Below are 15,506 nucleotides of genomic sequence, written 5' to 3' on the forward strand. Positions count from 1 at the left end.
TCTGTACCGGTGACCGTTCGCATTGAGGAGAACACCATGACGACCACGCCCAACGGCAAGACCGGCCGCCCACCCATCGTCGAGATGGCGGAGTGGCAGGCCGCCCGCGACGCGCTTCTGGTCCGCGAGAAGGGCCACACCCGCGAAGGTGACGCCATCGCGGCGGCCCGCCGTCGGCTGCCGATGGTCGAGTTCGACGGCACCGTCCAGGTCGTCGGGAGCAACGGCCCCGTCCCGTTTCTCGACCTGTTCGACGGCCGCGACGAACTCGTCGTCTACAAGCACATGTGGCATGACGGCGCACCGCATCAAGGGCAGTGCGGGGGTTGCACCACCACGGCCTGGCATGTGAAGGACGCCGTCTACCTCAACGCCCGCGGCGTCTCCTACGCCGTCCTGACCGAGGGCGTCTGGGACGAGGTGGCGCCCTACGTCGAGTTCATGGGGTACACGGAACCCTGGTACTCGGTGCGCGACGCGGACGCCCCGATCGGCGACCACATGGGTTCGATCACCTCGTACCTGCGCGACGGCGACCGCACGTTCCTCACCTACTCGACGACCGCTCGCGGCAATGAAGCGGTCAACGCATCCATGGGCCTGCTGGATATGACGCCCTACGGCCGCGGCGAGGCGTGGGAGGACAACCCCGACGGTTGGCCAGAGGGCCAGCACTCTTGCTGGTCCTGGTGTGCAGACGCGAACGGCAACGCCACCTGGGGGCCCACCAGCCGACCGGTGCCCCAGTGGACCCGCCCCGGCGCGACCCCGGTGACCACACTCGGGCGGCGCGGCGACCAGCAATGATCTGATTCGTCCGCATTCTCTGGGAGTATTCGCATCGATGACCGAACCGATGCGAGAAGGCCTGCCACCCGTCATCGACGACGGCGCGCGCGTGCTGCTCCTCGGCTCGTTTCCCAGCGAGCGGTCGCTCGTCGCAGGCGAGTACTACGCGAACCGGCGCAACCAGTTCTGGCCGCTGCTGGCAGCGGTATTCGGCTTTGACGCCGACCTGCCGTATCCGCTGCGGATCGACGCGGTGACCAGCCACGGCGTTGCCCTGTGGGACGTCATACACAGTTGCCGCAGAGCGGGCAGCATGGACGCCAAGATCGACCGAAACACGCTGGTGGTCAACGACTTCCGGGCGCTGTTGAGTCGGCACCAGGGCATCCGGCGGATCTTCGTCAACGGGCTGACGGCACTCGAACTGTTCGAGCGGCACGTCGAAACCGAGCTGCCCACCGTGCGGTTGCCGTCGAGCAGCGGGGCGTTGCCGATGTCGTTCGCCGACAAGCTGATCAGGTGGCGCGAGGTCGGTTAGCGGCCGATTCCCACTGCTCACTCAACGCCACACGTGCCACAAATGTCTGCAGCACCCCGACTGGGCGACTACGCTGAAGTTTGCCATCACGCATAACTCTCAGCTAACTTCCCGCCACGGATCGGGGGCATCGGGCCATGACCGTCGCTATCCATGTTGACCAGCCAGTTAGCGGCTTGATTCCGCGCGCCCAGATGTACGGTGGCGCGATCAACATCACGTCCCCCTCACGCACCTCCACCGCCTTCGCGATGTTTGCTAGAGAGTTGATAGGCGAAGCCTTCGGCGGGCGCGACCCCGAATTGGCCCAGTTCGACCTTCCCGCCGCCGACCACGCGGCGATCATGAACGTGCTCAAGCCCCGGTTCCTTCACCATCCCGAGTCGACGCGCTTCGTCCAGCAACTGCTCCTCGATCGCGGCTGCGATCCCAAGACGACCTACTTCGACGTGCCCCGGCTCCGCACGTCCACCAGTGATGACTACCTCGCGGCGGGGATCGCCCACAACTGGCATCCGCATCGTGACACGTGGTCGTCGGCTCCGCTGGCGCAGCTCAACCACTGGATGCCGGTGTACGACGTCACCGACGACAACGCGATGGCATTTCACACCGAGTACTTCAACCAGGCGATCGCCAACGACTCTGCCGACTTCGACTACTACCAGTGGCACGCCAGGCACCCTGCCGAATCGCAGCCCCTGCCCGGCCCGACCGAGACGGTGAATCCGTTCTCGGCCAGCGTCTTCGTCACCCCCGTCGGCGGCATGCTGCAATTCTCCGGCCACCACCTGCACGCATGCGTTCCGAACAACAGCGGCCGAACCCGGTTCTCGATCGACTTCAGGACGGTCGACGTCGGCGACATCCGGGCCGGACTTGGCGCCCGCAACGTCGATGGGCGCAGCACCGGCTCGTCGATCCGCGACTTCGTCTCGGCGGCGGATCTTTCGCCTGTGCCCGATGACGTCCTCGCCCTGTTCGACGATGGGGCCGAGACGGGCGGCGACGCCGTGCACGTGTTGCCGACCCAGCCCGCCATGACGAGGAACTGAGCCACTAGCTCATCGGCGGTCGGCGCTGCGCCCACGGTCGCGCCGACTCGATCTGCGCAGCAAGTGACAGCAGTGTCGCCTCGTCGAAGGGCCTGCCCACCAACTGAATCGACGTCGGAATGCCGTGTCCGTCGAGACCCCACGGCACCACCGCGGCGGGTTGGCCCGTCACGTTGAAGATGGCTTGGAACGGCACCCGCGCGGCGACCAAGGCGAGCGTTGAGATCGCGCCGCGGCGTTGATAGGCGCCGACGCGTGACGGTCCGGTGGCAGTACCCGGCGTGATGACCACGTCCACGTCGTCGAAGATCGTCGTGACGCGGGCCGTGACGTCGGCCTCGGCGGCACGCATCGACGCCAATCGCCGTTCCGACACCAGCCCGCCGATCCTCGCGAACACGCGAGTGCGCCGATCGAGTCGCTCAGGCCGCGGCAGCGCCTTCGCATCGTCATGGACGCCTCGGAAATAACGCGGAAGCGCTTGGGCGTAAACGGCACTCGGCGGATAGTCGGGGTCACGCTCGATCACCACGTGCCCTAGTTCGCGCAGGAGCGCGCCCGCCTCGTCGACCGCGGCCCGCTGCGCCCTTCCGACCCTCGCGGTCAGCGGCGGCGGAATCTTGGTGGTCAACGCGATCCGCAGTCGTCCCGGTGCCCGCTTCGCCGCCGCCACGAAACCCTCATCTGGTCCCGGCAGTGCAGAGGTGACGTCGAGGAACAGCGCGGCGTCCTCGACGGTCCTGGCGATCGGGCCGTTGACGCTCAACCCGCACCACGCGCCGTCGTGCGGAGCGAGCGAGACCCGGTCGCGCTGTGGCTTGATCCCGAACAGACCGCCCCACGTCGCCGGAATCCGGATCGAGCCCATGCCGTCGGACCCAGAGGCCAGCGCGGCCAGGCCGGCGGCCATCGCCGCTCCGCTGCCACCGCTGCTGCCACCGGGCGCGAAGTCGGTGTGCCACGGATTGCGGGTGGCGCCGAACGTCAGGGTCTCGGTGAATGGCCAGATCATCAGTTCCGGTACCGAGGTCTTGCCGATGATGACGGCACCTGCCTCGCGCAGCCGCCGCACCATCTCGGAGTCGTTGGTGCGGGCCGGGCCGTTGGCGCTGCTGCCGTAGGTGGTGACCTCGCCTTCGACGTCGGTGTCGTCCTTGATCGCGACCGGGACGCCGAGTAGCGGTGACCGCTCCCCCGCGTCGATCCGGTCCTGCGCGGCAGCGGCCTCCCTGCGTGCGGAGTCAACGAGAACCACCCGGTACGAACGCAATTCAGGGTCGAGTCGACCGATTCTGTCGAGGTAGACGTCGAGCAAGGCTGGCGCGGTGATGGTGCCTGCGGCGAGCAGACGCGCCTGCTCGGCGGCACCGGTGAAGGCAAGATCGCGAGGGTCCACACAGTGCATTCTGCTCTTCGCGCAAGCGCTCATCGCCGCATCCTGCTCTTCGCGCAAGCGCTAGCCGTGCCTCGCGGCGTATTCGCCGGGGGTACATCCCAGCATGGTGCGGAAGTCGTTGATGAAGTGCGCCTGGTCGTACCAGCCAAGCCGCACGGCGAGGTCGGCGAAGTCGACCGATGAATCCGTCTCGATCTCCAGCGCTGCGTGCTGAAGCCGATAGCGACACAGCACCCACTTCACCGGAACGCCGACGTAGCGACGGAACACCCGCTGCGTGGTCCGCGCGCTCCACGGCGAGACGTTCATGACCTGCTCGACGCGATGGAGCCGATCGTCGTCACGGATGCGGTCGAGCAGCGCCGTCAACGCGACGTAGGCGGGGTCGGGCTCGGCGTCGTGATCGGCGACGGCATCATCGAGTTGGTTCCCCGCAGCAGTGATGTCGTCGTCGAGAATCAATGGGGCACCGAACAATTCGTCGCCGATGGGCACGGTGGTTCCAGTGAGTGATCCAGCGTCTCGACCGAAGCGGGCGGCGAATGCACCCGGCCGGAAGCGCGCGCCGACCACTGACCCCCGGTTCGAGAGTGTTGTGGTGAAGACCTTCTCGACGACACCGTGGATCAGCGTGTTGGGCAGCGGATGGCCATGGCGGGCAAGATCGGTGCCCCACTCGTGAGTCACGTGCATCACCGGAAAGGTGATGACGGCACTCTCGAACGGTGCTCGTCCCGTCAGATCCCAGTCGACCGACCAGAAGTGTTCGATCCAGTGTGCGGCGGCTTCGGATGGCGGCCAACGGTCGATGTGAAACACCGATGCCGTGTGGGCGCGGCCCACCACGCCGAGCTCCGGTTGCGCGGGTGACGCGTTTTTCCAAGCGTCCATTCCATCAACCCTACGAAACTGGACGACATGACCGCGAACTCAATTCCGCAGGGCTACACCAGCCTGACCCCATTCCTGGTCGTCGACGGCGCCGCGAAGGCCATCGACTTCTATATCGCGGTATTCGGCGCGACGTTGGTCGAGCAGATGGCGGCGTCCGACGGATCGATCGCACACGCCGAGCTCGACTTCGGGAATGGCCGGCTCCAATTGTCCGACCCCAACGCCGATTACCAGCTCGAGGCGGTCGAGCCCAAGGACTCCGTCACCCACTCGATGGTGCTGTACTGCTCCGACGTCGACGCCGTCGCAATCCGTGCGCAAGAGGCGGGCGCCACCATCAGAGAGCCAGCGCAGACGTTCGTCACCGGGGACCGGTTCGCCTCGATCGTCGACCCGTTCGGGCAGCGCTGGGCGGTGATGACGCGGGTCGAGGACGTCGACGCCGACGAGCGTGAGCGGCGACTCGCCGAGTGGGCCGGCCAGAACGTGTGAGCGGGCTACTACGGTTGGCTCATGTCATGCGTGTTCTGTGCCATCGTCGCCGGTGACGCGCCGGCCATCCGCATCCACGAGGACGACGACTACCTCGCCATCCTCGACATCAGGCCGATCGTCCGTGGCCACGTGCTCGTCATCCCGAAGGTGCACACCGTCGACCTGACCGATACGCCGCCGGACACGGTGGCCGGCTTGATGCGCATCGGCCAGCGGATCGCCAAGGCCGCTCGCGCCTCGGAGTTGCACGCCGACGGCAACAACGTCGTCGTCAATGACGGAAAGGCCGCCTTCCAGAGCGTCTTTCACATCCACCTGCACGTAGCGCCACGCAAATCCGGCGACAAGCTGTCGTTCGCCAAGGGCCTCATCGTGCGTCGCGACCCCGACCGCGACACGACGGCGCGCATCCTGCGCGACGCATTGGCCGACCTCGGCGCATAGCTGGTGGCCGCCCGCGGGCCGCGGGTGACAGACTGGCGTTCATGAGCAACATGCCCGTGTGGGAGCGGTACCTCGGTCTGCCGCTGCTGAAAGTGCACGATGCGATCTATCGGAAGACCAACGGCCGGATCGGGCACAAGATGCCCGGCCAGGCGCCCATCCTGCTGCTGCACACCGTGGGGGCGAAGACGGGCACCGCCCGCACCAACTCGCTGAGCTACGCGAAGGACGGCGGGTCGTACCACGTCGTCGCGTCCAAGGGCGGTGACCCCAAGGCGCCAGGTTGGTACTTCAACCTGAAGGCCAACCCGAAGGTCGAGATCAACGTCGGACCCAAGCGGATGCCCGCCACCGCGAGGATCATCGGCGCCGACGACCCGGACTATTCGCGGCTCTGGAAACTGGTGAACGACAACAACTCCAACCGCTACGACGGGTATCAGAAGCGCACGACGCGACCGATTCCGATCATCGCGCTGACGCCTTAGAACAACTCGCTGGCCAGGAGTTGCAGCGTCTGATCGCGGGCAGGGGCGGTTCGGGGGTCGACGCCCCTGAAGGCCGACCCAACTGGGTTGACCATCACTTCGTCGACGCCGAAGTGCTCGGCGAGCGCGCGAACCTGGTCGGCTGCCTCGGTCGGTGAGCCGACGATGGCCCGTTCCAGACCAGAGGCGACGACTGCCTGCTGCTGGTGACTGAGCTCGACGAGCCTTGCATCCTCGATCAGGTCCAGGGCGCGCAAGGGCTGACCCGTGCGCAGGAACGCCATCATGTGCAGGTTGGGCAGCATCAGATCCATGGCCTCGTCGCGGGTGGGCGCGACGGAGGCGTTGACCGTCATGAACGTGGTTGGCTCGGCGGCGAGGTCACTCGGGCGGAACTCCGAACGGTAGGTCGCGAGCGCCTCCTCGGTGCCCTGACCCGAGAAGTGATGGGCGAAAACGTAGGGCAGGCCCTTTGCGGCCGCGAGGTGCGCTGAGTACAACGACGAGCCGAGCAGCCAAAGCCGTGGTTCGCTGGCCGCCGCGGGCGTCGCCTTGAGGATGTAGTCCCGATCGAGCAGGCTTCGACCGCGCAGCGACACCTTCACGCCGGTGGTGCTCATCAGCGCGGCGACGTCGTCCAGGTATTGCGGAAAGTTCTCGATGTCCGAATCGTCGCGACCAGCGGCCCCGCGCAGGGCCATCGACGTGACCGGGTCCGAACCCGGCGCGCGTCCGAGGCCGAGGTCGATGCGGCCGGGGGCCGCGGCTTCCAGAAGCGCGAACTGCTCGGCAACCGCGAGCGGGGCGTGGTTGGGCAGCATCACGCCGCCGGAGCCCAGTCGGAGTTGCGTGGTCTGGGCGGCGAGGTAGGCGATCACCACCGGCGGGCTGGTCGCGGCCACCGCGGGCATGTTGTGGTGTTCGGCCACCCAGAAACGCGTATAGCCCAGCTCGTCGGCGGTCTTGGCGAGGTTTACCGTCGCCGCGAGCGCGTCCGAGGTGGTCTGGTCGCTGCGGACCGGGAGAAGGTCGAGTACCGAAAGTCGCACGTTGCATTCAACCGCTGAGCCGCCCCGAACGTTCCCCACCTCTACGATTCGTGCGCTGAGCGACGGTTAGCGCGCACGAATCGCGAGGGTTTTGGCGGTGGCGAAGACGTCGTCGAGCATCGCCGGGGTGAGCCGTCCGGTGAAGGTGTTCTGCTGGCTCGGGTGGTAGCAGCCGATCAGCGAGACGTCCCCCAACATCGCGACCGCGAGGTGGCCGAACTTCGGCAACGGTCTACCGATGGTGCCGCCGCCGGCACGCACCATGTCCAGCGCCACCTTCCAGGCGAACCCGCCGAGCGCGACGATCGCCCGCACACCGGGGCCGACCAGCCGCCACTCGGCATCCAGCCACGGCGCACAGGTCGCCCGTTCCGCAGGCGTCGGCGCGTTGTCCGGTGGCGCACACCGGACCGGCGCCACCACGCGAGTGTCGTTGAGCGTCAAGCCATCCGCGGCATCGACGGTCAGCGCCGAACTCGCCAGGCCCGCGCGGTGAAGCGCGGCGAACAGGAAGTCGCCGCTGCGGTCACCGGTGAACACCCGACCGGTCCGATTTGCCCCGTGCGCGGCGGGCGCCAGACCCACGATCAGGATTGGCGGCGTGGCCGACCCGAAGCCGGGTACCGGTCGGCCCCAGTAGGGCTCGTCGAGGTAGGACCGGCGCTTCTCGACGGCCACCTTCTCGCGCCACTCGACCAGTCGCGGGCAAGCGCGGCACACGCTGACCTCGGCGTCGAGATCCTCGATCGAAGGGGCGCGCTTGGCCATCGTCCGCACCCGCGCGGCGGTGGTGGCCACCGCCGTGTCCGACCGTGCGGGATCCCCCGGCCAGCCGCTCCCGGCGGGCACCGGCGAATCGAAGGGCTCGCCCGTCCGTGGATGCGCCAGTCTCACCCCTCCACTGTGCACGTGCAGGTAAAACGTTCGCGGACCGGGCTGGGGCGCTGTTAGATTCAGCCGCGATAACTCATGGACACCAAGAAGCGCGGCCCACTGTTCCTGATCTTCCTCGCGGCGTTGACCGCTGGCGCAGGCAACGGCATCTCGATCGTCGCGTTCCCATGGCTAGTGTTGCAGCACAACGGGTCTGCGCTCGACGCGTCGATCGTGGCGATGGCAGGGACGTTGCCGTTGCTGGTGGCCACCCTGATCGCAGGTGCGGCGGTCGACTATCTGGGCCGCAGGTGGGTGTCGATGATCTCCGACGGACTGTCTGCCCTTGCGGTGGCCGCGGTGCCCGTCATCGCGCTCACCTTCGGCGTCGGGGCCATCAACGTCGCGGTGCTCGCCGGACTGGCAGCGCTCGGCGCCTTCTTCGACCCGGCGGGGATGACGGCGCGCGAGACGATGCTCCCCGAGGCAGCGGCCCAGGCCGAATGGACGCTCGATCGCGCCAACAGCGTGTACGAGGCGGTGTTCAACCTCGCCTACATCGTCGGGCCCGGCATCGGTGGTCTGCTGATCGCCACCCTGGGCGGCATCGACACCATGTGGGTGACCGCTGGCGCGTTCCTGCTCTCCATCTCGGCCGTGGCCGTGCTGCGTCTCGAAGGCGCGGGCACCCCGAATCGTGAACACCTGCCGCAGGTGTGGGCGGGCATCGTCGAGGGCCTCAAGTTCGTCTGGAACACGCCGGTGCTTCGCACGCTGGCCATCGTGGACCTGGCCGCAACGGGGTTGTACATGCCGATGGAGAGCGTGCTGTTCCCGAAGTACTTCACCGACCGCAACGAGCCGGCGCAACTCGGCTGGGTGCTGGTGGCATTGAGCGTCGGCGGCCTGATCGGGGCGCTTGGCTACGCCGTGCTCTCGAAGTACGCGAATCGGCGGACGATCATGCTCGTCGCGGTTCTGGTGCTCGGCGTCGCGATGACGGTCATCGCGTTCCTGCCACCGTTGCCGGTGATCCTGGTGCTGTGTGCGATCGTCGGCCTCGTCTACGGGCCGATGGCCCCGATCTACAACTACGTCATGCAGACCCGAGCGCCCACCCACCTGCGCGGCAGGGTGGTCGGCGTGATGGGGTCACTCGCCTACGCGGCGGGCCCCCTCGGGCTGATCGTCGCAGGACCACTCGCCGACACGGCAGGGTTGCACGCCACGTTCCTCGCGCTGTCGCTTCCGATGCTCCTGCTCGGCGTGGTGGCGATCTTCATGCCCGCCCTTCGCCATCTGGATCACGACCCCGGCCCCGCCGTGGCCTGACTGCGTCGGCGTTTACGAATGACCTGAATGCGGGTAAGCCCGTGAAAAATGTGATGGACACCACAATCGAGGTCAGCCGTGTATCAGCAAGTTCTCGACCCGATCGCCGACTCACTCGCGTGGAGCGCACTGGTGGCGGCCATTCCGTTGCTGTTGCTCTTCGTGCTGCTCGGCGCACTCAAGATGACGGCGTGGGTGGCTTCGCTGATCTCGCTGGCCGTCTCGCTCGTCATCGCCATCGTCATCTACGGCATGCCCGTCGGACAGGCCATGCTGGCAGGCACCGAAGGCGCGGCGTTCGGCTTCTTCCCCATCCTGTGGATCGTGATCAACGCCATTTGGGTGTACCAGATGACCGTGGAGACAGGTCATTTCGACGTCCTGCGGCGCTCATTTGCCAGTGTCAGCGACGACCAACGCGTTCAGGCGATCATCATCGCGTTCTCGTTCGGCGCGCTGATGGAGGCGCTCGCCGGATTCGGCACGCCGGTCGCGGTGACGTCGGTGATGTTGATGGCCTTGGGATTCCAACCGATGAAGGCCGCCGTGCTCGCACTGGTGGCGAACACGGCCCCCGTCGCATTCGGGGCGATGGCCACTCCGATCATCACGCTCGGCAGGGTCACCGAACTACCCGCCGACACGCTCGGAGCGATGATCGGCCGCCAAACGCCGTTGCTGGCACTGTTCGTGCCCCTTGCCCTGGTGGCGATCGTGGACGGTCGGCGTGGCATCCGTGAGACGTGGCGAGTCGCCGTGGTCTGCGGCATCGTCTTCGCGGTCGCGCAGTACGCCACCTCGAACTTCTTGTCCGTCCCACTGGCCGACGTGGTGGCTTCATTGCTGTCGGCGGCCGCCGTCGTCGCCATGGTGCGGATCTGGCGTCCCGCCCGGACCACTCATCCGGCACCTGCCGTCGTCGCGGGTTCGGCGGCAACCGGGGGACGAGAAGGAGCGGCCGACGAACCCGACCAGGACTTCGCCGAGCGCGCTGTCGTCGCGCACGATCATCGCGACGACACCGTGGACTCCAGAGCCGACGTGGTCAAGGCGTACGCGCCCTACGGAATCATCATCGCCGTGTTCGTCGTCTGCCAGATCGGCGCGGTGAAGAAGCTCTTGGACAAGGCGACGATCACGTTCAACTGGCCCGGCATCAACGTCGTCGACGCCGACGGCGATCCACTGAGCCTCGGCAAGTTCACCCTCAACCTGCTGACCACGCCCGGCACCCAGATGCTGGTGGCAGGCGTCCTCACGATGGTCGCGCTGCGCCTCTCCGTGCCGCGGGCGGTCAGGGCCTACGGCGCGACGCTGCACCAGCTTCGGTGGGCGATCCTCACGGTCATGACCGTGCTGGCGCTGGCGTTCGTGATGAACGTGTCCGGCCAGACCATCACCCTCGGCACCTGGATGGCGGGCGCCGGCGCGGCGTTCGCGCTGCTGTCCCCCATCCTCGGCTGGCTCGGCGTCGCGGTCACTGGCTCGGACACCTCGTCCAACTCGCTGTTCGGCGCGCTCCAGGTGACCGCCGCAAATCAAGCTGGCCTGTCCGACATCCTGATGGCCGCCTCGAACAGTTCCGGCGGCGTGCTCGGCAAGATGATCTCTCCGCAGAACCTGGCCATCGCCGCCGCCGCGGTAGGCCTCCACGGCAAGGAAGGTGAGATCTTCCGCCGGGTGGTCCTCTGGAGTCTGGGCTTCCTCGTGGTGCTGTGCGGGTTGTCGGCGCTTCAGGCCTCGCCGGTGTTGTCGTGGATGGTGCCGTGACCCTCGTAGCATCGACGCGTGAGCGCAGACATGCTGGCTGAACTGATCGCCGAACTGCCAGAGGGCACCGTCGTCACCGACCCCGACATCGTTGCGTCCTACCGCCAGGACCGCGCCGCCGACCCGGGCGCGGGCACCGCCATGGCCGTCGTCCGACCACGCCGCACCGAAGAGGTGCAGGCCGTGATGCGGTGGGCGACCGCGCATCACATCGCCGTCGTGCCACGCGGCGCAGGCACCGGCCTCTCGGGCGGCGCGACCGCACTCGACGGCGGCATCGTGTTGACGACCGAACGCATGCGCGACATCAGCGTCGACCCCGTGACCCGGACGGCCGTCACCCAGCCGGGCCTGTTCAACTCCGAGGTCAAGAAGGCCGTCGCCGAGTACGGCCTCTGGTATCCACCCGATCCGTCGTCGTTCGAGATCTGCAGCATCGGCGGCAATGTCGCCACCAACGCGGGTGGCCTGTGTTGCGTGAAGTATGGCGTGACAACCGATTACGTCCTTGGTCTACAGGTCGTGCTCGCCGACGGCACCGCCGTGCGACTGGGTGGGCCCCGGTTGAAGGACGTTGCGGGACTGAGCCTGGTGAAGCTGTTCGTGGGCAGCGAGGGGACGCTCGGCATCGTGACCGAGGTGACGCTCAAGCTGCTGCCCACCCAGCATCGGGGTTGCACCGTCGTCGCATCGTTCGACGACGTCGCGGCGGCCGCCGACGCCGTCGTCACCATTACCGGCAAGATCCGGCCGTCGATGCTGGAGTTCATGGACTCCGTCGCGATCAACGCGGTCGAGGACAAGCTGAAGATGGGCTTGGACCGCAAGGCCGCCGCGATGATGGTGGCCGCGTCCGACGATCGGGGTCCCGCGGGCGCACAGGATGCCGAGTACATGGCGCAGGTGTTCACCGATGCCGGTGCGACGGAGGTGTATTCGACCTCCGATCCCGATGAGGGCGAGGCCTTCGTGGCGGCGCGGCGCTTCGCGATCCCGGCCGTCGAGGCGAAGGGGTCGCTGCTGCTGGAGGACGTCGGTGTGCCGTTGCCCGCGTTGGCCGATCTGGTGGCAGGGGTCGAGAAGCTGGCCGAGCGGCACGGGCTGATGATCTCGGTGATCGCCCACGCCGGCGACGGCAACACCCATCCGTTGATCGTGTTCGACCCGTCGAATCCCGATGAGGTCGCCCGTGCGCAGACCGCCTTCGGTGAGATCATGGACCTGGCTGTCGGACTGGGCGGCACCATCACCGGCGAGCACGGTGTCGGCAGGCTCAAGCGCCCGTGGCTCGCGGGCTATCTGGGTCCGGAGGCGATGGAGCTGAATCGTCGCATCAAGAAGGCACTCGACCCGGACGACATCCTCAACCCGGGCGCTGCCATCTAGGGAGGCGTCGATTCGCCACGTCAACGCCCTAATGGTTGACAACTGCACCCTTGTGTCGTATTCATAAGACATGACGGCTACTTTGTCTCACGGCACCCCGGCGCAGTTTCAGCTGGCCACCCCGACCACGTGGACCAACCCGTGGCCGATGTACCGGGCGCTGCGCGATCACGATCCGGTGCACCACGTCATCCCCGACGACAATCCGGACCACGACTACTACGTGCTGTCCCGGCACGCCGACATCTTCACCGCAGCCCGCGATCACGAGACGTTCTCGTCCGCGCAGGGGCTCACGGTCAACTACGGCGAACTGGAGCTGATCGGCCTGGCGGACAACCCGCCGATGGTCATGCAGGACCCGCCGGTGCACACCGAGTTCCGCAAGCTGGTCTCCCGCGGATTCACACCGCGGCAGGTGGAGGCCGTCGAACCAAAGGTCCGCGAGTACGTCGTCGAGCGCATCGAGGGGTTGCGCGCCAACGGTGGCGGCGACATCGTCGCCGAACTGTTCAAGCCGCTGCCGTCGATGGTGGTGGCCCACTACCTCGGCGTGCCCGAGGCGGATCGCGACCAGTTCGACGGGTGGACCGACGCGATCGTCGCCGCCAACACCGCCGAAGGCGGGATCGGCGGCGCACTGGAAACGCTCGGCGATGCGCTTGGCGGAATGATGGCGTACTTCACCGCGCTGATCGAACGCCGACGCGTCGATCCCGAGGACGACACCGTCTCGCACCTGGTGGCGGCCGGAGTCGGCGCCGACGGCGACATCGCAGGCGTGCTGTCGATTCTCGCCTTCACCTTCACGATGGTGACCGGCGGCAACGACACCACGACCGGCATGCTCGGCGGCTCGGTGCAATTACTGCACCAGCGGCCCGACCAACGCAAGCTGCTCGCCGAGAATGCCGATCTGATCGGCGATTCCGTCGACGAGTTTCTGCGGCTCACCTGTCCCGTGCAGATGCTGGGGCGCACGGTGACGCGGGACGTGACGATCGGCGACACCACCATTCCCGCAGGGCGGCGCGCGATGCTCCTCTACGGCTCGGGCAACCGTGACGCACGCCAATACGGCGACGACGCCGGCGAACTCGACGTGATGCGCAAGCCGCGAAACATCCTGACGTTCAGTCACGGGGCTCACCACTGCCTCGGCGCGGCCGCCGCCCGCATGCAGTCGCGCGTGGCGCTCGAGGAGCTCGTGACGCGGATCCCCGACTTCGAAGTCGACGAGGACGGAATCGTCTGGGCTGGCGGCAGTTACGTGCGGCGTCCGCTGTCAGTGCCGTTCACGGTCAAGTGATGGGTGACTGGCTGGCTGCCAGCCGAGGCGACGTCGCAGCCGAGAAGATTCTCGACGCCGCCGAACAGCTCTTCACCCGCCACGATCCCGCGAGTGTCGGCATGAACGACATCGCCAAGGCCTCCGGATGCTCCCGTGCCACGCTGTATCGCTACTTCGAGAACCGCGACGCGCTCTACACCGGGTACGTCCACCGCGAGGCCCAGCGGGTGTTCCGAGAGTTGGCTGCGCTGGACACCGACGCCAAGGCACCGGGCGAGCGATTGGTCGACGGCATCCTCGCCTCGCTCCATCGAGTTCGCGAAAGTCCGGCCCTGTCATCATGGTTCGCCCCGGACAAGCGACCGATCGGCGGCGACATGGCCGACCGCTCCGAGGTGATCCAGGCGCGCACCGAGGCGTATCTCGGTGCGCTCGGTGTCGACGACGTCGAGCGGCGGGCGCGCTGGCTAGTGCGCGTGATGGTCTCGCTCTTGGTGTTTCCCGGGCGGGACGAAGCCGACGAGCGAGGCATGCTCGAGGAATTCGTGCTGCCCACCCTGATGCCCGCACTCGGCGAAGCGGCTCGCTGACCTACTGCCGAGCCATGGCCACCCGGAAGCGTTCATCGGGGTCGATGTAGTGGTCGGCGTCCTTGGCGTCCTCACCGAGATCGATTCGTACCCAGTCGATCTTGCCCGTGAACTTGCTAGTGTGCGCGGTGTAGTCCGGGCTGACGGTGGTGCCGGTCTCGCGTCCGACGTCCGTGGTTTCGTCGGCGGAGAAGATGATACCCTGGGTCTGCTCGACGCGACCGCTGCCGACCTCCTTGCCGTCGTAGTAGAGCTTCACGTTGCCGCCCTTGCCCATTCCGCCGCCGTCGTATTCGAACTCCATGCGCACCTGCGTGGTGCCGGTGGGGACGGGCTCGGCCGCCTCGACGTCGAAGGACGTGATGCCGAGCACGTTGTAGTGGAACTTGGCGCGACCGTCCTTGGCGTAGAGGCTCCATCCGCCGAACCTGCCGCCCTGGGCGATGATCACCCCCTCGGCACCGCCGTCTGGGACCTCCACCGCGGACGTCACCGCGAACGACTTATTCTTGATGTCGACGACGCTGTTCTCCGACAGTCGGCCCATGTTCCCAAACAGCAACTGGCTGTTGCCCTTGATCAATGAAGGTCTGCCTGCAGTCGTGGGATTGATGCGTTCGATCTGCCGGTCGTCGAGCGGAAGCACGTTGTACTTGACCGCTTCGATCAGCCAAAGCCGCTGCAGCTCGTGCAGTTTCTCGGGATTCTCCTTCGACAAGTCATTGGCCTGGGTCCAGTCACTGTTGCCGTCGTAGAGCTCCCAGACGTCGTCGTCGAAGGCAGGCATGACCTGGCCGCCCATGGCCCATGGCGTGCGGTGCTTGGTGACCGCGCTCCAGCCCTTGTGGTAAATGCCGCGGTTGCAGAACATCTCGAAGTACTGCGTCTGGTGCCGCTCGGGCGCATCAGCCTCGTTGAAGCTGTACACCATGCTGGTGCCCTCGAGCGGACTCTGCATTACTCCGTTGACGATTGTCGGCGCGGGAATACCGGCTGCCTCCAAAACCGTTGGGGCCAGGTCGATGACGTGGCTGAACTGGTTGCGGTGGCCGCCCTTCTCCTCGATGCCCTTGGGCCAGTGCACGATCGTGCCGTTGCGGGTACCGCCCCAGTGCG

Annotated in this window: 16 protein-coding genes; 11 read left to right on the forward strand and 5 right to left on the reverse strand. The window is 66.9% G+C overall.

From position 1 onward, the window contains the following. Positions 1-36 precede the first annotated feature (36 nt). The 3 genes from QOD90_RS01710 (at position 37) to QOD90_RS01720 (ending at position 2,382) form a co-directional block, all read left to right on the forward strand. Positions 37-807 (forward strand): DUF899 family protein, encoded by a 771-nt coding sequence (locus tag QOD90_RS01710; protein ID WP_526346038.1) that lies wholly within the window; start codon positions 37-39, stop codon positions 805-807. A 37-nt stretch (positions 808-844) separates the two neighbouring features. After that, on the forward strand, positions 845-1,327 hold the full coding sequence (locus QOD90_RS01715) for a DNA-deoxyinosine glycosylase (protein WP_526346040.1): 483 nt from the start codon (positions 845-847) through the stop codon (positions 1,325-1,327). A gap of 137 nt (positions 1,328-1,464) precedes the next feature. Then, positions 1,465-2,382, forward strand: a complete 918-nt coding sequence (locus tag QOD90_RS01720; protein WP_526346042.1) for a hypothetical protein — start codon at positions 1,465-1,467, stop codon at positions 2,380-2,382. Between the two features lie 4 nt (positions 2,383-2,386). On the opposite strand, the gene QOD90_RS01725 is transcribed toward QOD90_RS01720, so the two are convergent. Together QOD90_RS01725 and QOD90_RS01730 are read right to left on the reverse strand one after the other, a co-directional pair. Next, a complete protein-coding gene (locus QOD90_RS01725) occupies positions 2,387-3,778 on the reverse strand; it encodes an amidase (protein WP_526346044.1) in 1,392 nt (463 codons plus the stop codon). Between the two features lie 60 nt (positions 3,779-3,838). Then, complete coding sequence (locus QOD90_RS01730) at positions 3,839-4,669, reverse strand: helix-turn-helix domain-containing protein (protein ID WP_526346046.1); 831 nt, start codon at positions 4,667-4,669, stop codon at positions 3,839-3,841. A gap of 27 nt (positions 4,670-4,696) precedes the next feature. Here QOD90_RS01730 and QOD90_RS01735 point away from each other — a divergent pair, with 27 nt between their 5' ends. The 3 genes from QOD90_RS01735 to QOD90_RS01745 are packed head-to-tail and all read left to right on the forward strand — an operon-like array spanning position 4,697 to position 6,099. Beyond that, complete coding sequence (locus QOD90_RS01735) at positions 4,697-5,164, forward strand: VOC family protein (protein ID WP_526346048.1); 468 nt, start codon at positions 4,697-4,699, stop codon at positions 5,162-5,164. Between the two features lie 21 nt (positions 5,165-5,185). Further along, positions 5,186-5,611 carry an HIT family protein gene (locus QOD90_RS01740; RefSeq protein ID WP_526346050.1) on the forward strand — a complete coding sequence of 142 codons (426 nt, stop codon included), beginning with the start codon at positions 5,186-5,188 and terminating at the stop codon, positions 5,609-5,611. 41 nt (positions 5,612-5,652) lie between these two features. Next, positions 5,653-6,099 carry a nitroreductase family deazaflavin-dependent oxidoreductase gene (locus tag QOD90_RS01745; protein WP_526346052.1) on the forward strand — a complete coding sequence of 149 codons (447 nt, stop codon included), beginning with the start codon at positions 5,653-5,655 and terminating at the stop codon, positions 6,097-6,099. Here the strand turns inward: QOD90_RS01745 and QOD90_RS01750 are convergent. After that, entirely contained in the window at positions 6,096-7,148 is a 1,053-nt protein-coding gene (locus QOD90_RS01750) for an LLM class flavin-dependent oxidoreductase (protein ID WP_526346054.1), read from the reverse strand. The two genes, QOD90_RS01745 and QOD90_RS01750, sit on opposite strands and share 4 nt — an antisense overlap. A 66-nt stretch (positions 7,149-7,214) precedes the next feature. Beyond that, entirely contained in the window at positions 7,215-8,042 is an 828-nt protein-coding gene (locus QOD90_RS01755) for a uracil-DNA glycosylase (protein ID WP_526346056.1), read from the reverse strand. Between the two features lie 75 nt (positions 8,043-8,117). Here QOD90_RS01755 and tap point away from each other — a divergent pair, with 75 nt between their 5' ends. The 5 genes from tap (at position 8,118) to QOD90_RS01780 (ending at position 14,390) form a co-directional block, all read left to right on the forward strand. Further along, positions 8,118-9,353, forward strand: a complete 1,236-nt coding sequence (gene tap / locus QOD90_RS01760) for a multidrug efflux MFS transporter Tap (protein WP_526346058.1) — start codon at positions 8,118-8,120, stop codon at positions 9,351-9,353. Between the two features lie 78 nt (positions 9,354-9,431). Further along, on the forward strand, positions 9,432-11,123 hold the full coding sequence (locus QOD90_RS01765) for an L-lactate permease (RefSeq protein WP_526346060.1): 1,692 nt from the start codon (positions 9,432-9,434) through the stop codon (positions 11,121-11,123). 30 nt (positions 11,124-11,153) lie between these two features. Then, positions 11,154-12,509, forward strand: coding sequence for an FAD-binding oxidoreductase (locus QOD90_RS01770; RefSeq protein WP_526346072.1), 1,356 nt, complete (start codon positions 11,154-11,156; stop codon positions 12,507-12,509). Between the two features lie 70 nt (positions 12,510-12,579). Continuing rightward, complete coding sequence (locus QOD90_RS01775) at positions 12,580-13,818, forward strand: cytochrome P450 (RefSeq protein WP_526346062.1); 1,239 nt, start codon at positions 12,580-12,582, stop codon at positions 13,816-13,818. After that, complete coding sequence (locus QOD90_RS01780) at positions 13,815-14,390, forward strand: TetR/AcrR family transcriptional regulator (RefSeq protein ID WP_526346064.1); 576 nt, start codon at positions 13,815-13,817, stop codon at positions 14,388-14,390. The genes QOD90_RS01775 and QOD90_RS01780 overlap by 4 nt, the downstream gene beginning before the upstream one ends. Position 14,391: 1 nt before the next feature. Here QOD90_RS01780 and QOD90_RS01785 read toward each other — a convergent pair. Next, the coding region (locus tag QOD90_RS01785) for a sulfatase/phosphatase domain-containing protein (RefSeq protein WP_526346066.1) at positions 14,392-15,506 on the reverse strand (1,115 nt) is incomplete at its 5' end.

The sequence above is a fragment of the Mycobacterium sp. genome (genome assembly GCF_032161845.1).
GTDB lineage: Bacteria > Actinomycetota > Actinomycetes > Mycobacteriales > Mycobacteriaceae > Mycobacterium.

Coding starts and splice junctions, on each gene's coding strand:
- QOD90_RS01710 (WP_526346038.1), top strand. CDS start 37: ATGACGACCACGCCCAACGGCAAGACCGGCCGCCCACCCATCGTCGAG.
- QOD90_RS01715 (WP_526346040.1), top strand. CDS start 845: ATGACCGAACCGATGCGAGAAGGCCTGCCACCCGTCATCGACGACGGC.
- QOD90_RS01720 (WP_526346042.1), top strand. CDS start 1,465: ATGACCGTCGCTATCCATGTTGACCAGCCAGTTAGCGGCTTGATTCCG.
- QOD90_RS01730 (WP_526346046.1), bottom strand. CDS start 4,669: ATGGACGCTTGGAAAAACGCGTCACCCGCGCAACCGGAGCTCGGCGTG.
- QOD90_RS01735 (WP_526346048.1), top strand. CDS start 4,697: ATGACCGCGAACTCAATTCCGCAGGGCTACACCAGCCTGACCCCATTC.
- QOD90_RS01740 (WP_526346050.1), top strand. CDS start 5,186: ATGTCATGCGTGTTCTGTGCCATCGTCGCCGGTGACGCGCCGGCCATC.
- QOD90_RS01745 (WP_526346052.1), top strand. CDS start 5,653: ATGAGCAACATGCCCGTGTGGGAGCGGTACCTCGGTCTGCCGCTGCTG.
- tap (WP_526346058.1), top strand. CDS start 8,118: ATGGACACCAAGAAGCGCGGCCCACTGTTCCTGATCTTCCTCGCGGCG.
- QOD90_RS01770 (WP_526346072.1), top strand. CDS start 11,154: ATGCTGGCTGAACTGATCGCCGAACTGCCAGAGGGCACCGTCGTCACC.
- QOD90_RS01775 (WP_526346062.1), top strand. CDS start 12,580: ATGACGGCTACTTTGTCTCACGGCACCCCGGCGCAGTTTCAGCTGGCC.